16 protein-coding genes, 3 tRNA genes and 1 pseudogene are annotated in these 15,256 nt (G+C 71.8%); 9 read left to right on the forward strand and 11 right to left on the reverse strand.

Annotated features, from left to right (window positions below):
- Together AB0G15_RS22615 and AB0G15_RS22620 are read right to left on the reverse strand one after the other, a co-directional pair.
- Positions 1 to 201, reverse strand: a 201-nt coding sequence (locus AB0G15_RS22615; RefSeq protein ID WP_362842921.1) for an ATP-binding cassette domain-containing protein, incomplete at its 3' end; no start/stop codon positions are given.
- Positions 202 to 433: 232 nt separating this feature from the next.
- Positions 434 to 1,747, reverse strand: a complete 1,314-nt coding sequence (locus tag AB0G15_RS22620) for an ROK family transcriptional regulator (protein WP_362842923.1) — start codon at positions 1,745 to 1,747, stop codon at positions 434 to 436.
- A 242-nt stretch (positions 1,748 to 1,989) separates the two neighbouring features.
- On the opposite strand from AB0G15_RS22620, the gene AB0G15_RS22625 reads away from it, so the two are divergent.
- Positions 1,990 to 3,273 (forward strand): ROK family transcriptional regulator, encoded by a 1,284-nt coding sequence (locus AB0G15_RS22625; protein ID WP_362842926.1) that lies wholly within the window; start codon positions 1,990 to 1,992, stop codon positions 3,271 to 3,273.
- A 120-nt stretch (positions 3,274 to 3,393) separates the two neighbouring features.
- Here the strand turns inward: AB0G15_RS22625 and AB0G15_RS22630 are convergent, their stop codons facing one another.
- From AB0G15_RS22630 to AB0G15_RS22650, 5 genes and pseudogenes are all read right to left on the reverse strand, one after another.
- Positions 3,394 to 3,552, reverse strand: coding sequence for a hypothetical protein (locus AB0G15_RS22630; protein WP_362843184.1), 159 nt, complete (start codon positions 3,550 to 3,552; stop codon positions 3,394 to 3,396).
- Between the two features lie 34 nt (positions 3,553 to 3,586).
- Positions 3,587 to 3,751, reverse strand: a pseudogene (locus AB0G15_RS22635) (2-oxoglutarate and iron-dependent oxygenase domain-containing protein); the annotation flags it as partial.
- On the reverse strand, positions 3,744 to 4,208 hold the full coding sequence (locus AB0G15_RS22640; RefSeq protein ID WP_362842929.1) for an STAS domain-containing protein: 465 nt from the start codon (positions 4,206 to 4,208) through the stop codon (positions 3,744 to 3,746). The pseudogene AB0G15_RS22635 and the gene AB0G15_RS22640, both read right to left, overlap by 8 nt.
- Positions 4,205 to 5,455 carry a SpoIIE family protein phosphatase gene (locus tag AB0G15_RS22645; protein ID WP_362842932.1) on the reverse strand — a complete coding sequence of 417 codons (1,251 nt, stop codon included), beginning with the start codon at positions 5,453 to 5,455 and terminating at the stop codon, positions 4,205 to 4,207. The genes AB0G15_RS22640 and AB0G15_RS22645 overlap by 4 nt, the downstream gene beginning before the upstream one ends.
- Positions 5,455 to 6,225 (reverse strand): alpha/beta hydrolase, encoded by a 771-nt coding sequence (locus AB0G15_RS22650; RefSeq protein WP_362842935.1) that lies wholly within the window; start codon positions 6,223 to 6,225, stop codon positions 5,455 to 5,457. The genes AB0G15_RS22645 and AB0G15_RS22650 overlap by 1 nt, the downstream gene beginning before the upstream one ends.
- A gap of 133 nt (positions 6,226 to 6,358) precedes the next feature.
- On the opposite strand from AB0G15_RS22650, the gene AB0G15_RS22655 reads away from it, so the two are divergent.
- Together AB0G15_RS22655 and AB0G15_RS22660 are read left to right on the forward strand one after the other, a co-directional pair.
- Positions 6,359 to 6,649, forward strand: coding sequence for a hypothetical protein (locus tag AB0G15_RS22655; protein WP_362842937.1), 291 nt, complete (start codon positions 6,359 to 6,361; stop codon positions 6,647 to 6,649).
- Between the two features lie 184 nt (positions 6,650 to 6,833).
- Positions 6,834 to 7,337, forward strand: a complete 504-nt coding sequence (locus AB0G15_RS22660) for an NUDIX domain-containing protein (RefSeq protein ID WP_362842939.1) — start codon at positions 6,834 to 6,836, stop codon at positions 7,335 to 7,337.
- A 64-nt stretch (positions 7,338 to 7,401) separates the two neighbouring features.
- On the opposite strand, the gene AB0G15_RS22665 is transcribed toward AB0G15_RS22660, so the two are convergent.
- From AB0G15_RS22665 to AB0G15_RS22675, 3 genes are all read right to left on the reverse strand, one after another.
- Positions 7,402 to 7,474: transfer RNA gene (locus AB0G15_RS22665), tRNA-Leu, on the reverse strand.
- 133 nt (positions 7,475 to 7,607) lie between these two features.
- Positions 7,608 to 7,680, reverse strand: a tRNA-Pro gene (locus tag AB0G15_RS22670).
- 120 nt (positions 7,681 to 7,800) lie between these two features.
- Positions 7,801 to 7,872, reverse strand: a tRNA-Gly gene (locus tag AB0G15_RS22675).
- A gap of 591 nt (positions 7,873 to 8,463) precedes the next feature.
- Here AB0G15_RS22675 and AB0G15_RS22680 point away from each other — a divergent pair.
- Positions 8,464 to 9,435 carry an alpha/beta hydrolase gene (locus AB0G15_RS22680; RefSeq protein ID WP_362842942.1) on the forward strand — a complete coding sequence of 324 codons (972 nt, stop codon included), beginning with the start codon at positions 8,464 to 8,466 and terminating at the stop codon, positions 9,433 to 9,435.
- Here the strand turns inward: AB0G15_RS22680 and AB0G15_RS22685 are convergent.
- Positions 9,412 to 10,518 carry a radical SAM protein gene (locus AB0G15_RS22685; protein ID WP_362842945.1) on the reverse strand — a complete coding sequence of 369 codons (1,107 nt, stop codon included), beginning with the start codon at positions 10,516 to 10,518 and terminating at the stop codon, positions 9,412 to 9,414. The two genes, AB0G15_RS22680 and AB0G15_RS22685, sit on opposite strands and share 24 nt — an antisense overlap.
- A gap of 301 nt (positions 10,519 to 10,819) precedes the next feature.
- Here AB0G15_RS22685 and AB0G15_RS22690 point away from each other — a divergent pair, with 301 nt between their 5' ends.
- The 5 genes from AB0G15_RS22690 to AB0G15_RS22710 are packed head-to-tail and all read left to right on the forward strand — an operon-like array spanning position 10,820 to position 15,251.
- The gene (locus tag AB0G15_RS22690; RefSeq protein WP_362691166.1) at positions 10,820 to 11,044 is read left to right on the forward strand and encodes a hypothetical protein; all 225 of its coding nucleotides are present in this window, start codon (positions 10,820 to 10,822) and stop codon (positions 11,042 to 11,044) included.
- A gap of 35 nt (positions 11,045 to 11,079) precedes the next feature.
- Positions 11,080 to 12,201, forward strand: coding sequence for a radical SAM protein (locus AB0G15_RS22695; RefSeq protein ID WP_362842948.1), 1,122 nt, complete (start codon positions 11,080 to 11,082; stop codon positions 12,199 to 12,201).
- A complete protein-coding gene (locus AB0G15_RS22700) occupies positions 12,198 to 13,085 on the forward strand; it encodes a sugar phosphate nucleotidyltransferase (RefSeq protein ID WP_362842951.1) in 888 nt (295 codons plus the stop codon). Before AB0G15_RS22695 ends, AB0G15_RS22700 begins: the two co-directional genes overlap by 4 nt.
- Positions 13,082 to 14,332, forward strand: a complete 1,251-nt coding sequence (locus tag AB0G15_RS22705) for a DUF6365 family protein (RefSeq protein WP_362842954.1) — start codon at positions 13,082 to 13,084, stop codon at positions 14,330 to 14,332. Before AB0G15_RS22700 ends, AB0G15_RS22705 begins: the two co-directional genes overlap by 4 nt.
- Before the next feature lie 7 nt (positions 14,333 to 14,339).
- Positions 14,340 to 15,251, forward strand: a complete 912-nt coding sequence (locus tag AB0G15_RS22710; protein WP_362842956.1) for a radical SAM protein — start codon at positions 14,340 to 14,342, stop codon at positions 15,249 to 15,251.
- Positions 15,252 to 15,256: the final 5 nt, after the last annotated feature.

The raw sequence follows: 15,256 nt of genomic DNA on the forward strand, positions 1-15,256 counted from the left end.
CGTCCCCTCGTCGGGCTGGTGAGCGCCCGCCAGGGTCTTGATCAGGGTGGACTTCCCGGCACCGTTCTGGCCGAGCAGACAGTGCACCTCTCCGGCGCGGACCTCCAGGTCGACGCCGTCGAGGGCGCGCACTCCGGGGAACTGCTTGACGATCCCTCGCATCACGAGGAGGGGTGCCGAGTCGGTTGACGGCTCCGGCATGGGGGGCCTCCGTGGATCTTCACGACAGAATCTCGATGGGGATTTCGCTGCGAACTTCTATGACAAAAGGGACTTAGCTCCCAAAAGGGATCCCGCCCGTCCGGCCGGGCCGGACAGCACCAGCGTGGCGCCGCCGAGGTCGGCGTGAACGACGGCGTCACGAATCCGGTTTTCCGGTCGGACGGACGGGATGCTTGGGGGGCGGTACCGGGTTCTCACGAGGTACGGCGTCTCATTCGCGCTCCTTCTCGGGTGCCGGTGCCGCCAGGCGGACATCGATGGCGGTGGGGTTGGAGAGCACCCTCTCCGTGACGATCCCGGCGGCGCCGCGCGAGGCGGCGCCGAAACCGAGATCGGAGGCGACGAACTCGCAGCGGGCGACGGATCCCTCCACGCCCAGCCGCTTCAGCTCCGCCTGCGCGACCGGGATGAGCCGGTCGGCGAGCTTGGCGAAGTAGCCGCCGATGACGATGACGCGCGGGTTGAAGAGGTTGACCAGCGTGGCCGAGCCCCGCCCGAGCCAGCGGCCCACCTCTCCGATGGCCAGGTCGACCCGGGGATCGCCCGCGGCCCAGCGCAGCTCGATCTCGGCCAGCCGCTCCTCCGGGTCGCGCATCACCCCGTCGTGCATGCCGTAGGCGTGGTCGGGGGTGGCCATCCTGACCAGCGCCGCCAGGCCGACCTTCGTCTCCCAGCAGCCGATCCGGCCGCAGCCGCAGCGCTCGCCCGAGGGGTCGACCATGACGTGGCCCACCTCGCCGGCGAAGCCGTCGGCGCCGCTCAGCAGGTGCCCGCCCGAGATCACGCCGCCGCCGATGCCCACCTCGCCGGTGAGGTAGACGAGATCGGCCGTACCGGCCGCCACCCCGGAGGTGTACTCGGCGAGGGCCGCCAGGTTGGCGTCGTTGTCCACGCTGATCGGCACGTTCGGGGGCACTCCGGCGCGGACCAGCCACTCCGCCACGGGGACGCCGTACCAGCCGAGGTTGGGGGCGACGTCCACGGTGCCGGTGGCGGTGTCGACGAGACCGGGGACGGCCACGGTGATCCCGGCGATCCTGACCTCCAGGAGGTCGAGCTCGGCCATCGCCTCCCCTATCACCCGGGCCAGCTCCGTCAGGGAGCGCTCGGAGTCGCAGCCCATGGCGTCGAAGCTCACCCGCCGGTCGATCAGCACCCGGCCGCCCAGGTCGGTGGCGAAGGCGGCGATGTAGTCGGCGTTGACCTCGAGGCCGAGGGCGCCGACGCCGGCCCCGTCCAGGGCGAGGGCGAGCCCGGGACGGCCGACGGCGCCCGCGTGCTGCGGCCCGATCTCCTTGAGGAGGCCGCGGGCCTGCAGCTCGCTGACGAGGCTGGTGACCGTGGTCTTGTTCAGGCCGGTCTCCATGGCGACGACCGACCTGGAGCGCGGGCCGTACTCGCTGACGTGACGCAGCACCAGGGACAGGTTGGACCGGCGCACCGTGGCCTGGTCGGCGGGGGTGCCGGCCGACCTGTTCGAGCTCGTCGAACCGCCGTTGCGACTGCCGGTCCAGCTACGGTGCACGCCACTCCCCTCAATTAATTTGCATGACTGGCCGAATTAAAGGCTCAGTTCGGACAGGGGCGCAAGGTCCGAAACGTTTCGATCTACGTAACGTTTTCGTAACACGACTGCCCGTTTGCTCGATTACGTCACACGAACGACAGATATCGAGTTGTTATCGGGTCCGTAGTGCGCGACGGGACATCTCTGTGTTACAAATCCAATTAATTTCTATCCGAGACAAATAAAAGCCAGGTGGCCGCGTGATCCAGGAGCAGCACCAGGCCCGCACGGTGGGCGGCACGCCCCAGGCCGCGGGTCACGCCTCGCTCCGCCGGACGAACCTCTCCCTGGTCCTGCGCCACCTGCGCGAGCACGGGTCCACCTCCCGCTCCGACATCGCGGAGGCCACCGGCCTGCACCGGGCCACCGTCTCCAACCTGATGGTCGAGCTCCTCGACCGGCGGCTGGTCCAGGAGGTGGGCGTCGACCACGCGGGCGCGGTCGGCCGCCCCCGGCGGGCGGTGGCGTTGCACGGCGCGCACATCGGCGCCCTCGGGCTGGAGCTCAACGTCGACTACATCGCCGTGCACGGCGTCGACCTCGGAGGCAACGTCCTGGTCGACCGCCGCCTGGGCTTCGACGCGGCCGGCAGCGGCCCCAGCCGCTCGCTCCGCGAACTCGGCCTCACGGCCCGCGACGCCGTCGAGGAGATGACGCGTGCCGGGGCAGCCCCGGCGGGCATCGGGGTGGCGGTCCCCGGCCTGGTCGACGTCGACCACGGGGTGGTGGCCTTCGCCCCCAACCTCGACTGGCACGACGTGCCGCTGGCCGCCCGGCTGTCCTCCGCCCTCGGCCCGCTGCGCGTGCCGGTGACGGTCGACAACGACGCGAACCTGGCCGCCCTCGCCGAATACACCTCCGGGGTGGCGGCCGGTACGGCCGACATGGTCTACCTCACCGGCGAGGTCGGCGTGGGCGGCGGCATCATCGTGGACGGCGGGCTCCTGCGCGGGGCGGACGGTTTCTCCGGCGAGGTCGGGCACCTGCCGGTCGACCCGAGTGGCGGGCGCTGCGGCTGCGGACGCTTCGGCTGCTGGGAGACCAAGGTCGGCCTGGCCGCGCTGGTGCGCATGGCGACCCCCGAGCGGGCGTACGGCCTCGGCTCCGGCCCGGTGCCCGATCCCGAGGAGCGGGTGGCCGAGATCGCCCGCGACCTCGCCGCCGGCGACAGGCAGACGCTGGTCGCGGTCGCCGAGGTCGGCCGCTGGCTCGGGCTCGGCGGCTCGATACTGGTCAACCTCTTCAACCCGCGCGTGATCGTCGTGGGTGGTTACTTCGCCACCCTGGCCGGCTGGATGCTCCCCTTCGCGCAGGCGGAGCTGGAGCGCCTGGTCGTCGCGGGCCCCGCGGCCCGCTGCCGTTTCGTCGCCTCCGACCACGGCTTCGGCGCGGCCTCCCGGGGCGCCGCGAACGTGGTGATCAACCAGATCGTCAACGACCCCACCGCGATCATGAAGCCGGCGCCGCAGCCCTCCGGAGCCTGAGGCTCGCGGCCCTCTCGAAGCGGTCCCCTTTTCAGAGCGGTCCCCTTGGGAGCGTTCCCCTTCTCAGAGCGCTCCTCTTCGGAGCAGGTCCCCCTCAGAGCATGTCTCCTTCGGAGCAGGTCAGAGCACGTCCTCCCGCAGCCGCTGGAAGACCTTGGAGACCTTGGAGACCTTGGCCAGCAGATACTCACCGTAGGTTCCGGTGAAGGCGCGCAGGTCCTGGCCGTCCCAGCGGGCACGGCCGCCGCCGGCGGCCTCCCGCGAGGGCAGCGGGGGCACCTCCGCGTCCCAGGCGGGGGTCGAGGCGCTCGAGCAGCGAGGGCGGCACCCCGTGGCCGGAGACGTAGAAGAACCCGGTGTCGCGGCAGGCCCGCTCGATCTCGCGGGCGACCCGCTCGCGTTCCGCGTGGGACCCGCCCCGCACCAGGGCGCTGACATCGATCACCGGTAGCCGCTCCACCCACCCATCGTCACCCATCGGTCCGTCGCCGCGAGGCTGTGGCGTCTGCTGCGGCGTCTGCTGCGGCGTCGTCAGCGGCGGCAGGATCGAGGCCGGTGGAGTCGGGGTCGGCGGCGTCGGGGTCCGCGCGGGCGCGGGGGTCCGGGACATCCGTTCCCGCGGGGTGGGAGACGGCGAAGACCTGGTCCAGGCCCACGATGCGGAAGACGCGGGCCAGGCGATCGGGGACGGCGGCCAGCACGATGCCGGCGCGGGCCTCCAGGGCACGGTTGCGGGCGACGAGCAGGACGGTGATGCCGCTGGAGTCGCACGCGGTGAGACCGGCCAGATCGATGACGAGCCGCTGGCCCGGCAGCGGGGCGACGCTCCGGAGCGCCTCGCGCAGCCGGGACGCGGTGCGGAAGTCGAGCTCGCCGGCCACCTCGAGCACCGGGCCGGTGCCGGTGTCTCGGGTGGCGACCCTCAGCTCGCTCATCGCGCCTTCTCGCCGGCCGGGGCGGGAACGCCGAGGGCCAGGACGGCGGTGTCGTCGTCCAGGCCGTCGCCGAAGGAGGCCAGCAACTCCTTCACCGCGGCGATGGCGCCGGTCGCGGTGGTGGGGGCGAGGGCCGCGGCGAAGGCCCGCAGGGCCTCCTCGCTGTGGCGGTTGCCCTCGGCGTCGAGGCGGGCCTCGGTCAGGCCGTCGGTGTAGAGCAACAGGGTGTCGCCGGGCGCGAGCCGGGTGGTGGTGGCCGCGAAGCGTGCGTCGGGCAGGACGCCGACGAGCAGGCCGCCGGGGGTGGGCCGGTACTCGGCCCCGCCGCCGGCGCGCATCAGCAGGGCGGCGGGGTGACCGCCGCTGGCGAGGGTGAGGGCGAAGCCATCGCCGTCCGGGGTGAACAGGCCGAAGACGACGGTGCAGTAGCGCAGGTCGTCGCCGGTGTACTCCTGGCGCAGCACGGTGTTCAGGGTGGCCAGCACCTCGACGGGGTCGGGGTCGTAGACGGCCGCCGCGCGCAGGGTGTAGCGGGTCAGGGAGGTCAGCGCCGCGGCTCCGGCTCCCTTCCCGCACACGTCGCCCAGGAAGACACCCCAGCGGCCGTCGCCGAGGGGGAACAGGTCGTAGAAGTCGCCGCCGACCTGGTCGGCGGAGGCGATGTGGTAATGCGCGGCGGCCTCCAGCCCGGGCACCACCGGGAGGACCGCGGGCAGCAGGCTGCGCTGCAGGGTGGTCACCAGGCGCTTGAGGCGCTCGCGCTCGCGTTCGGCCTCCTGGCGGGCGCGCAGCAGCTCGCGTTCGTAGGCACGGCGGTCGCGGGCGTCGAAGACGGTGGTGCGGATCAGCAGGGGCTCGCCGTCGGTGCCGGTCTTGAGAACCGAGGTGACCAGCACCGGCAGCCGGGTGCCGTCGGCCGCCCGCAGGTCCAGGGCGACCCCGCCGAGCTCGCCCTGCATGCGCAGCAGGGGCGCGAAGTGCGTCTCGTGGTACAGCTTGCCGCCGACGGTGAGCAGGTCGCTGAAGCTGCGCCGGCCCACCAGCTGGTCGCGGGTGTAACCGAGCCAGGTCAGCAGCGTGGTGTTGATTTTGGCGATCTGGCCGTCCAGGAGGGTGGACAGGTAACCGCACGGCGCGTTCTCGTACAGATCCTCGGCGCTGTCCTCCAGCAGCGCGTTGAACAGTGCCCGCGGGATGCTGTGGTTACCGGAATCGGTCGGTCCGGGAACGGCCCCGGTGCCCGACATCACCGGTCGGCCGCGAAGGAGGCGATCGCCTGGGCGGTGGCCTGCGGGGCGCTCAGTTGCGGGCAGTGCCCGACGGCGTCCAGGGTGACCAGCCGGCTTCCGGGAATCTGGTCGCGCACGAACGCGCCCACCTCCCGGGGGGCGATGACGTCGCTGGCGCATTCGAGCACCAGCGTCGGCACCTCCACCTTGGCCAGGTCCGCGCGGTTGTCGGACAGGAACGTGGCGCGCGCGAAGACGGACGCGATCCGCGGGTCGGTGCGGCAGAAGCTGTTGGCCAGCTCCTCGCCCAGTTCGGGACGGTCGGGGTTGCCCATGATCACCGGTGCCATCGCCGCCGACCAGCCCAGATAGTTGCTGTCGAGAGATTCCAGCAGCTCCTCGATGTCGGCCTCGCTGAACCCGCCCCGGTAGTCGCCGTCGTCGAGGTAGCGCGGCGAGGGGGTGAGCAGGACCAGCTTGGCGAACCGGTCGGGCTCGCGTACCGCGGCCAGCACCCCGATCATGGCGCTGACCGAGTGCCCGACGAAGATCACCTGCTGGAGGTCCAGCTCCCGGCAGATCCGCAGTACGTCGTCGGCGTAGCCGTCCAGGGTCGCGTACCGCTCGGCCTGCCAGGCCGACAGGTCCGACCGGCCCATCCCGACGTGGTCGAACAGCACCAGGCGAAACCTCTCGGCCAGCGCGGGCACCACCAGGCGCCACATGTTCTGGTCGCAGCCGAACCCGTGCGCGAGCATCAGCAGCGGTCCGTCTTCCCTGCCGACCATGACTACGTTGTTTCTGCTCTTTGCACCCATTGGCCCATCTTTCCACCTGCTGCGACCCCGCCGGAGAATCCGGCCGGGCGCTCTCTCGCACCGGCTCCTTGTGGGACGGCGGGACCGGGCGTACGGTCCGGCCATGGACGTCGTTCACCATCCGCGCGTGGCCTGGGAGGGCGCGCGCACCTTCGTCAACGCCGCCGACGGCAACGTCTACTGGTGGCTCAGCGACATGCTCGGGCGCTCCCTCGGCGCCACGCACCAGACGAGACTTTCCGAGACGCGGCTACGCCTGCAACGCGAGGAGGCCTGGCCGGCCGAGACCGCGGCCTGGCGAGTACGCCTGGAGGACATGCTGCGCGCACGGCCTGACCTCGCGCCGGTCGTGCTCCAGCTGGTCGCGGACACCTCGCGTCGCCTTTCTCCCTGAGGACGGACGCGTCCTCCCCGAGGACGGGCGCGCTCTCCTTGAGGACGGGCGCGAAGGGCCGAACTCCCGCCGAGGACGAGTGTGCGAGAAGCCGCACCGCGAGGTGGGGGCGGGACGAGGCGGGGGCGGGAGAAGGCGGGGCGGAGCGGGGCAGGGCTGAGCGATCCCTTCTACGATCGGGGACGTGACCGCCCCCATCTCACGTTCCACCGCCCGGATCCTGCTGGTCGACGCCGAGGAGCGCCTCCTGCTGTTCCGCTATCCCGCACCCGCCCGGTGGCCCGTCGAGCACTACTGGATCACGCCGGGCGGAGGAGTGGACGACGGTGAGACGCTGGTCGCCGCGGCGGTCCGCGAACTGCGCGAGGAGACGGGACTGGAGGTCGCGGAAGAACACCTGGGGTCCGTCGTGGCCCGTTCCTCCGGCCTCACCTGGTTCGGCGACATCCGGGTCGCCGCGGTCGACTCGTTCTTCTTCCTGCGCGTCGGCGAACACACCGTCGACGTCTCGGGACAGGAGGAGCTGGAGCGCTCGGTGATCTCGGCGCACCGCTGGTGGACCCGGCACGACCTCCTGACCACCCGCGAGGCGGTCTTTCCCCTCGGCCTGGGGACCCTGCTGGCCGGTTTCCTGGCCGGAGACCTCCCCGCCGAGCCCGTCCTGCTCCCCTGGCCCCACCACGAGTAGCGCCGGGCCGGCGGTGACGGGCGGGTGCCCGAGTAATCGGGCACCCGCCCGTCACCGTCTCGCGTGCCGCCCCAGGGATTCGAACCCTGATCACCCAGGTCCTGAACCTGGTGCCTCTGCCGTTGGGCCAGAGCGGCCGGGCGTGCCTCGCGGCACGCCGGTGTCACGGTGTCGCCGTACTGCTCCTGCCGGCGTGCTGCTCTCCTCTCTCTCGTCATGCTCGTCTCGCCGTGCTGCTCGTGTCGCTCGTTTCCCGCACTGCTCGTGTCGTCGGAACGGCAGGACTCGAACCTGCGGCCTTCCGGTCCCTGGCCGGATGCTCTTCCTGCTGAGCTACGCCCCGTCACGCGTCCGGCCCGGCTGGCGTGGGCCGTACCGGACGCGCCGCGGTCCTGCCGACCGGGCGGGGGTCGCCACTCCCGTCGCCGAGTCCCAGTCCCATGCCCCGTTCCCGCGAGGGCAGAGCCGCAGCGGGGATTCGAACCCCGTCCTGCCGGGTGGAAGCCGGCTGCCTTACCGATTCGGCCTCTGCGGCGTTTCTCCGGGAGTCTCCCGGGTGAATCCTTTCGCACCCTCCGGGGAGAGTGCGTGAACGAATTCGCGTTCAACGTGCTGCACTGTGGATTTATCGAAAGCGGGAAAGGGGATCCCGCCCGCGGTGGTCAAAGCGGTGTCATCCGGTGCCGGAAATGAAGAAGCCGCCTGGACCGGTGTCTCTGGCGGCTCGGCGGTTTCCCTCGCGAGGGTCATCCACCTGGCCGTCCTGGGGCCAGAGCACTGCCGCCGGGCAGCGGGAACGGCTCAAGCCCTCCCTGCCACACCGGTGATGCGCCGTAATTCACCGTCGTTCCTCTCCGGAGTGCGGAGCGGGTGCTCCGACCTTTCTCCATTGAAGGGCAAAGGCGGCCTCCGGCGCCAATGGTTTTATCCGCCTTTTCCGTCGGCGGCGTTTCTCGCGACCGAGGGGAATTCACCGGCCCTCGCCCGCGGACCCGCCGGTTGGCGGGCGGCGGGTCCACCATCGCGGCCACCTTGCGGTTGTGAGGGGGTGCGGGCTCACGGATGATCGGGGGAAGGAGCCGATCGCGCGAACCGGCCCCTCTCTTCTTCTGATTAGGTGAGTGACATGGCATTTCATCCCAATATCGATCCCGGGCTGGCCGCCGTCCTCGAGGCGAACCCCCTGCCCGCCATGGACCTCGGCGCCCTGCGGCCGGAGGACCTGCCCGGCCTCCGGGTCCAGATGGACGCGGCGCGTGCGGCGATGGCCCCGCTCGCCCCGGACGAGCGGGTCACGATCGAGGACAGGATGGTCCCGGGCCCCGACGGCGATCCCGACATCCGGCTGCGGATCTACCGCCCGGCCGGGCAGGAGGGTGCCGTCCCCGGCCTGTACTGGATCCACGGCGGCGGGATGGTCATGGGCGACGTCGAGATGGAGGACGCGCGCCTCAACGAGTACGTCGCCGAGCTGGGATGCGTGATCGTCTCGGTCGACTATCGCCTCGCGCCGGAGCACCCGGACCCGGCGCCGGTCGAAGACTGCTACGCGGGCCTGGTGTGGACCGCCAAGAACGCCGCCGAGCTGGGCATCGACCCCGAGCGCATCGCGGTGAGCGGGATCAGCGCGGGAGGCGGTCTCGCCGCGGGAACCGTGTTGCTCGCGCGCGACCGCGGCGGCCCGGCCCTGGTGTTCCAGCTCCTGATCTGCCCGATGCTGGACGACCGCAACACCTCCCCCTCCAGCCACGAGTTCGTCGAGGCGATCGTGTGGAACCGGGCGGCGAACCTGCTGGGCTGGAAGGCGCTGCTGGGCGAGCGGGCGGGCGGCGACGACGTCTCCCCGTACGCGGCCCCGGCCAGGGCGTCCGACCTGTCGGGCCTGCCCCCGGCGTACATCGACGTCGGCGAGCTGGAGGTCTTCAGGGACGAGTGCTTCGACTACGCCCTGCGGCTGGTGCGGGCGGGCGTCTCCACCGAGTTCCACCTCCACCCGGGGGCCTTCCACGGCTTCGACGCGATGGTCCCCGAGGCGGAGATCAGCCGCCGTGCCGCCGCCGAGCGGGTGGTCGCGCTACGCAGGGCCCTGTTCGGCTGACGGCCCGCCCTCCCGCCGCGGTCCCGGCGGCCCTGGGGGCACGACCCGTACCTCCCCGGCGGGCGGGGTGCCGGGGGATGCCTCCGGGGACCCCGCGGGCGCGGCCTCCGGAGGGCCGGGCGGCGGGATCAGCGCCAGCGCGCGCAGGAGCGGGTCGCGCTCGCCGCCGGCGCGCCTCAGCATGTGCCGGCAGATCCCGCAGATGCCGGAGAACTCCCGGCGGGCGAGGTCACGGTAGCGAGGCAGCGCGGTCAGCGCTCCGGTGCCCAGTGAGCCCAGCACCGCGAGGAACGGGTCGGCGACGAGGTCGGCGAGCGCACGGCGCACCCCCTCGCGGTCGCCGGCCAGGCGATGCAGGTCCGGGGGCCCGGCCCCCATGATGACGTTCTCGTCACAGCAGGCCGAGATCCGCCCGTCGTAGCGGACCGTCGGGGTGTGCGCGATCGCGCATCGGCCCAGCCGCTCGCCGGTCACGCGGCGGGGAGCGGGGAACAGGCCCCGGGCGCGGCCGTACGGCAGGGGCGCGACCGGGTGGATCTCGGCCCGGTCGGGCCATCCGGCCCCCAGCGCGCCCTCGAGGAGATCGCGCGCGTCCTCGATCTGGGCGGGGTCGTCCAGCACCTGGGCCACGAGCCACGCGCCCGCGTCCGCGACGGCCCGGGCCGCGGCGGCCACGGCGGCGCGCGGGCTCGTGTGGTGGGCGTCGACGCCCAGGACGACGCAGGCCGACATGCCCAGGACGGACCGGATCCATCCGGGGGGATCTCCCCCGGCCCCCCAGTGACCGCTGGTGTAGGGGACGAGCGCCTTGCCCGACTCGTGGATCCTCCGGGCGGCGTAGGTGAGCCCGCGCCGCTCCGTGAACGGCTCCCCGCCGGAGACGCCGACGACCCGCAGGTCCTCGTCCGCGCAGAGCCCCTCGACCATCTCCTCGAAGAGGGCGTGGTCGGTGATGCGCGGGCCGTCGGTGCGGGAGTCGACCGAGCAGTGGGCGCAGCCGACGGGGCAGCGGTCGGTGATGAGGAGCAGCGCCGACCTGCCGCGTTGCCGCCGCAGGGCGTCGATCTCGCCGAGCCTGAGCATGCCCCGACGGTACGCCGCCCGCGCCGCGCGGCGGCCGCCCGGCGGAACGGACGGGCCACCCCGCGCGGCCGCTTACGCCGTCCCCGCGGAAATCTAGGCCGGTCGGCCGTACGCGTAGGCCGAGGCCCGCGCCGTCCTGTCCGCGGGGGCGCGGCGATCGGCCGTCCGGCACCGGTCCCTCCGTCTCCCGCCCGGCCCGGAATACGCCTGCCAGGCGGTGGTTCGGGGAGCGCCGGATTCGTAACTTGATCACGTGGGAAGCCCGACCGGCCCACGAAACCCCGTCCCATGGGAGGGATCAATGAGCGAGTCTCCACGCGTCCGCGATCTCGTGCAGCGCGCCGCATCCGACCCGGCGTTCGCCGAGCAGCTGCTCAGCAACCCCGAGTCGGTCGCCACCGAGTACAGCCTCGGCGCCGACCAGATCGACCAGATCAAGGAGCTGGCCGGTGCCGGCCTGCTCCAGCCCGCCGTCCAGGCGCACACGGTTCCCGTCAAGGAGCCCGGTGGTGGTGGCTACTACTAAACCGCGCGGCCACTACTAGCTCTCCAGGGGGTGTCGTGCACTTCAACTCGATACTGGTCAGCGTCACCGAGATCTGCACCGTAGGCTGCCGGCACTGCGGTTTCACCGGCTCCACGCGGGACCGCCAGCCGACCGCGGACGACATCGGGCGCTGGGTGGCACAGGCGTGCGACAGCGGCATCCCGGAGATCATCTTCACCGGCGGCGAGCCCTTCCAACGGTTCCGGATGCTCAAGTCCGGGGTCGGGGCCGCCGCCGGCCATCCCGGCGCGCCGCGGATCTCGGTGTTCACCAGCAGCTTCTGGGGACGCTCGCCCGCCGCGGTGGACAAGATCCTCGGGCAGTTGCCCGGCCTGACCCGGCTGTTCCTCAGCACCGACGTCTACCACCAGGAACGCGTGCCCACCCAGCACGTGGTCAACGTGATCGAAGGGGCCATCGCCCGGGAGATCCCGGAGATCAGCCTGTGCATCACCATCGCGGAGGACCACGAGGAGGAGCAGATCCGGAGCCTGTACCGGCGCTTCGAGGACCGGGTGCGAGTGCACGTGGACCGGGTGATCCCCACGCCGTTCATCAAGACGGCCCACCAGGTGGGCGTCCCCCCCGACCCGGAGAACTTCTCGGCCTCCTGCTATCTGGAGACCCCGCTGATCAATCCGAACGGCGACCTGTCGGCCTGCCACATCGGCAAGGCCGGGGCCTACGTCACGCTGTCGGACCTGGCCTACTTCATGGGCAACCTGCATGAGAAGTCGTTCCGGGAGATCCTCGACGACGCCGACCACAACTACGAGTACCAGTTCCTGCGCGTGTACGGGCCGCAGGGCGTGGCACGGATGGTCGCGTCCTCCCCCGCGGTGCGCAAGCTGTTCAAGGGGACGAACTTCACCAACGGCTGCGACCTCTGCTACAAGCTGCTCCGCTCGCTCGACGGGCGGGCCAGGCTGCGCGAGATCGCCGCCGACCCGTTCCAGCGCGAGCTGATCGACGCCGTGCGGCTGGTCCGGTTCGGCGAGCGGGCGCCGGAGCCTCGGCGGCCCGCGCCCGGCGTCCCGGCGGGCCCCGCCCAGCCCGCGCCCGGCGCTCCCGTGTCCGTGGTCGGTGTCCCCCTGCCGCTGATCGACGCTCCCCAACCAGTAAGGAGTGGCATGTGACGAGCACGAACCTCGTCGGACTCGTACCCGCCGCCGGCCGGGGCACCCGGATGGCCCCGCTCCGCTACCCCAAGGAACTGCTGCCCATCGTGTACGAGCCCGCCGAGGGCGGCGCCCGGCTGCGTCCCGTCGCGGAGTACGCGCTGGAGTCGCTGGCGGGGGCGGGGGTCGCCAGCGCGATCCTGGTGGTGGCCCCCTGGAAGCTGGAGGTCGTCTCCTACATCGGGGACGGGCGCCACCTCGGCGTCGACGTCGCCTACCTCTTCCAGGAGGAGGCGCGCGGCCTGGCCTGCGCGCTCGACCTGGCCCACGGGTGGACCCGGGGACGCGACGTCGTGTTCGTCATGCCCGACACGATCTTCACCCCGTCCGACGCGCTGTCGCGGCTGGTCGACGTCTACGAGCGGACGGGCGCGGACCTCGCGCTCGCGGTCTTCCCCACGCCCGACGCGCACCGGCTGGGCCCGGTGGTCGTGCGCGGGGACCGCGTGCACCGGGTCTTCGACAAGCCCGCCGACCCGCCCGTCATGAACACCTGGGGCGCGGCTGTCTGGGGGGACGCCTTCGCGAGGCTCCTGCACGAGGAGCTGCTCCGGGACATCGGCCGGGGCCCGGTGATCGGCACTGTGAACGGCACGTTGAACGGCACTGCGAACGGCCCGGTGATCGACACCGCGAGCGGCACAGTGAACGGCCCGGTGAGCGGCACCGCGGGCGGTCCCGCGGGTGAGCCGGTGCTCGGCCACTACTTCGACCTGGCGGTCCGGGGCGGCCTGCGGGTCCGGGCGGCCGAGTTCCCCGGCGGCACGTTCCAGGACGTCGGCACGCCGTTCGGCGTCCGCCGGTCCCTGGAGGGCCCCTCACTTCTGGCGGTGAGCCCGTGAGACTCCTGTTCTTCGCGATGAGCAGCGCCGGGTACGGCGAGACGCTCATCGGCATGTCGCTGGCCCGCCAGCTCAAGCCGGCCGGGATCGAGTGCTTCTTCATCGTCGAGCCCATGTCGGAGAGGCTGCTGCGCGGCAGCGGGTTCCCGTACCTGGTGCTCGACAACTCGATGCGCGCGTTCGCGACGCTGCTGGTGGACGAGACGGTCCGCGAGTTCCGCCCGGACGCGATCATCCTGTCCGACTACTTCACCTACTGCGGCGTGTTCCCCAAGCGCTACGGCGTCGACCCGTGGTTCATCGAGCGGTACGGCCTGCCGATCATGCCGATCGACATCTGGGAGTGGGCCGGCACCGACTTCGCGGTGGACGTCTTCCACGGCAAGTCGATGGGCGTCAGCCGGAAGATCATGGACATGCCCGCCCACCTGCGCCCGGCCCCGATCTGCCACCTCGAACCGGAGCCCGGCGCGTACCCGTTCCGGCTGTGGGAGGGCAACGAGCGGGTCAGCCGCCGCACCCGCCACCACCTGCGCGAGACGTTCGGCATGGCGCAGGAGGACCGGATGGTGCTGCTCGCGGTGGCCGGGTGGCAGCAGGACAAGTACTCCGACGAGAACGGCGACCGGCTGGCCGACCAGGTCCCCGAGCTGATGGTGCACTACCTGCGGCAGCTGCCGCCCAGTGCCCGCTTCGTGTTCGTGGGCAGCGTGCCGCAGGTGCTGGCGGGGCTGGCCGACCGCGCGCACGTCATCCCTGCGTGCTCTCCGCACCGGTTCAACGTGCTGCTGGGCTCGGTCGACCTGGTCCTGACGCTCAACCTGCCCGCCACCACCCTGGCCAGGGCGGTGCTGTCCGACATCCCCGGGCTGGTGCTGACCAACAGGTTCGACGTACCGGACAAACCGGATATCGACCGGGTGGAGGCGGAGCTGGGCGGCCTGTCGGAGGACGTGCGGTCGTGGCTGTCGCGGACCCTGCCCATGTATCCGTTCCGGATGTGGCCGCTGGGGTTCCACAGCTTCCTCGACCCCATCCTGGCGAACAATCCCTACACGTCGACGTTCGCCCACGCCGAGCTGCTCGACGAGCCCGCCGTGCTGTCGGCGCTGCACGGGGTGCTGTACGACCGCGGGGTCCAGGACGATCTGGCGCGCGAGCGGGCCGCGTACCTGGAGAAGCTGACCGATCATCCCGGCACCCCCGAGGTCTTCGCCTCGGCGGCGAGCCGCCTGGGCCTGGTGTGAGGTGGACATGAAACAGCTGAGCATGCACGTGACCGACCTGTGCAACGAGAAGTGCGGCTTCTGCGTCGTGGGGTCGCCGCTGGCGAAGTCCGACAGCGTGGTGTATGAGGACCTGATCCGCTTCCTCGTCGAGAACTCCGGCCAGGGCTACGCGTCGGTGAACCTGCACGGCGGGGAGCCGACGATCCACCCCCGCCTGTTCGACCTGCTGCGCACGATCAGGCTGCTGGAGTACCCGCGCGTGGAGATCCAGACCAACGCGCGGCGGCTGAGGGACCCGGAGTTCACCCAGCGCCTCGCCGACAACGGGGTCGAGCTGTTCGTGGTCTCGCTGCACGGCTCCACCGCGGTCGTCCAGGACTGCCTGACGCAGACGCCGGGCGGGTTCGACGAGACGATCGAGGGCATCCGCAACGCCAAGCGGTCGGGCGTCGCGGTGCGGACCAACACCGTCATCACCCGGCTCAACATGGGCCGGTTGATGGACATCTGCCGGCTCTGCGTCGACCTGGGGGTCGACCACGTCAACATCTCCAACCTGCACCCGGTGGGCAGCGGCTTCTTCGCCCTGGACATGCAGGCGCCCACGGTCGCCGAGACCCGGACGCACCTGCTGCCGGTGATCGAGATGATGCTCGCGTCGCCGGCGCGGCTGACGCTGGAGGGCTTCCCGCTGTGCGTGGTCGCGCCGCACGAGGAGCTGGCCATCGAGGACGGGACGCGCTCGATCCGGATGATGTACCAGGGCAGCGTCGTGGACGACTACGACGCGTTCATGGACGACGAGATGCGCTCGTACGGGCCGCCCTGCGACGGCTGCCCGCTGCGGGCGCAGTGCGGCGGCGTCTACAACGAGTACGCCGAGCGCCGCGGCTGGGAAGAGTTCGGTCTGCGCCGGCCGTCCCCCATCGGCGGGTGAGCGGG

Source organism: Streptosporangium sp. NPDC023825 (assembly GCF_040639575.1).
Lineage (GTDB): Bacteria > Actinomycetota > Actinomycetes > Streptosporangiales > Streptosporangiaceae > Streptosporangium.

Bases quoted from the DNA above. Each gene is read 5' to 3' on its own strand.
- AB0G15_RS22710 (WP_362842956.1), top strand. From the start codon at position 14,340: ATGAAACAGCTGAGCATGCACGTGACCGACCTGTGCAACGAGAAGTGC.
- AB0G15_RS22690 (WP_362691166.1), top strand. From the start codon at position 10,820: ATGAGCGAGTCTCCACGCGTCCGCGATCTCGTGCAGCGCGCCGCATCC.
- AB0G15_RS22650 (WP_362842935.1), bottom strand. From the start codon at position 6,225: ATGGTCGGCAGGGAAGACGGACCGCTGCTGATGCTCGCGCACGGGTTC.
- AB0G15_RS22680 (WP_362842942.1), top strand. From the start codon at position 8,464: ATGGCATTTCATCCCAATATCGATCCCGGGCTGGCCGCCGTCCTCGAG.
- AB0G15_RS22645 (WP_362842932.1), bottom strand. From the start codon at position 5,455: ATGTCGGGCACCGGGGCCGTTCCCGGACCGACCGATTCCGGTAACCAC.
- AB0G15_RS22640 (WP_362842929.1), bottom strand. From the start codon at position 4,208: ATGAGCGAGCTGAGGGTCGCCACCCGAGACACCGGCACCGGCCCGGTG.
- AB0G15_RS22685 (WP_362842945.1), bottom strand. From the start codon at position 10,518: ATGCTCAGGCTCGGCGAGATCGACGCCCTGCGGCGGCAACGCGGCAGG.
- AB0G15_RS22655 (WP_362842937.1), top strand. From the start codon at position 6,359: ATGGACGTCGTTCACCATCCGCGCGTGGCCTGGGAGGGCGCGCGCACC.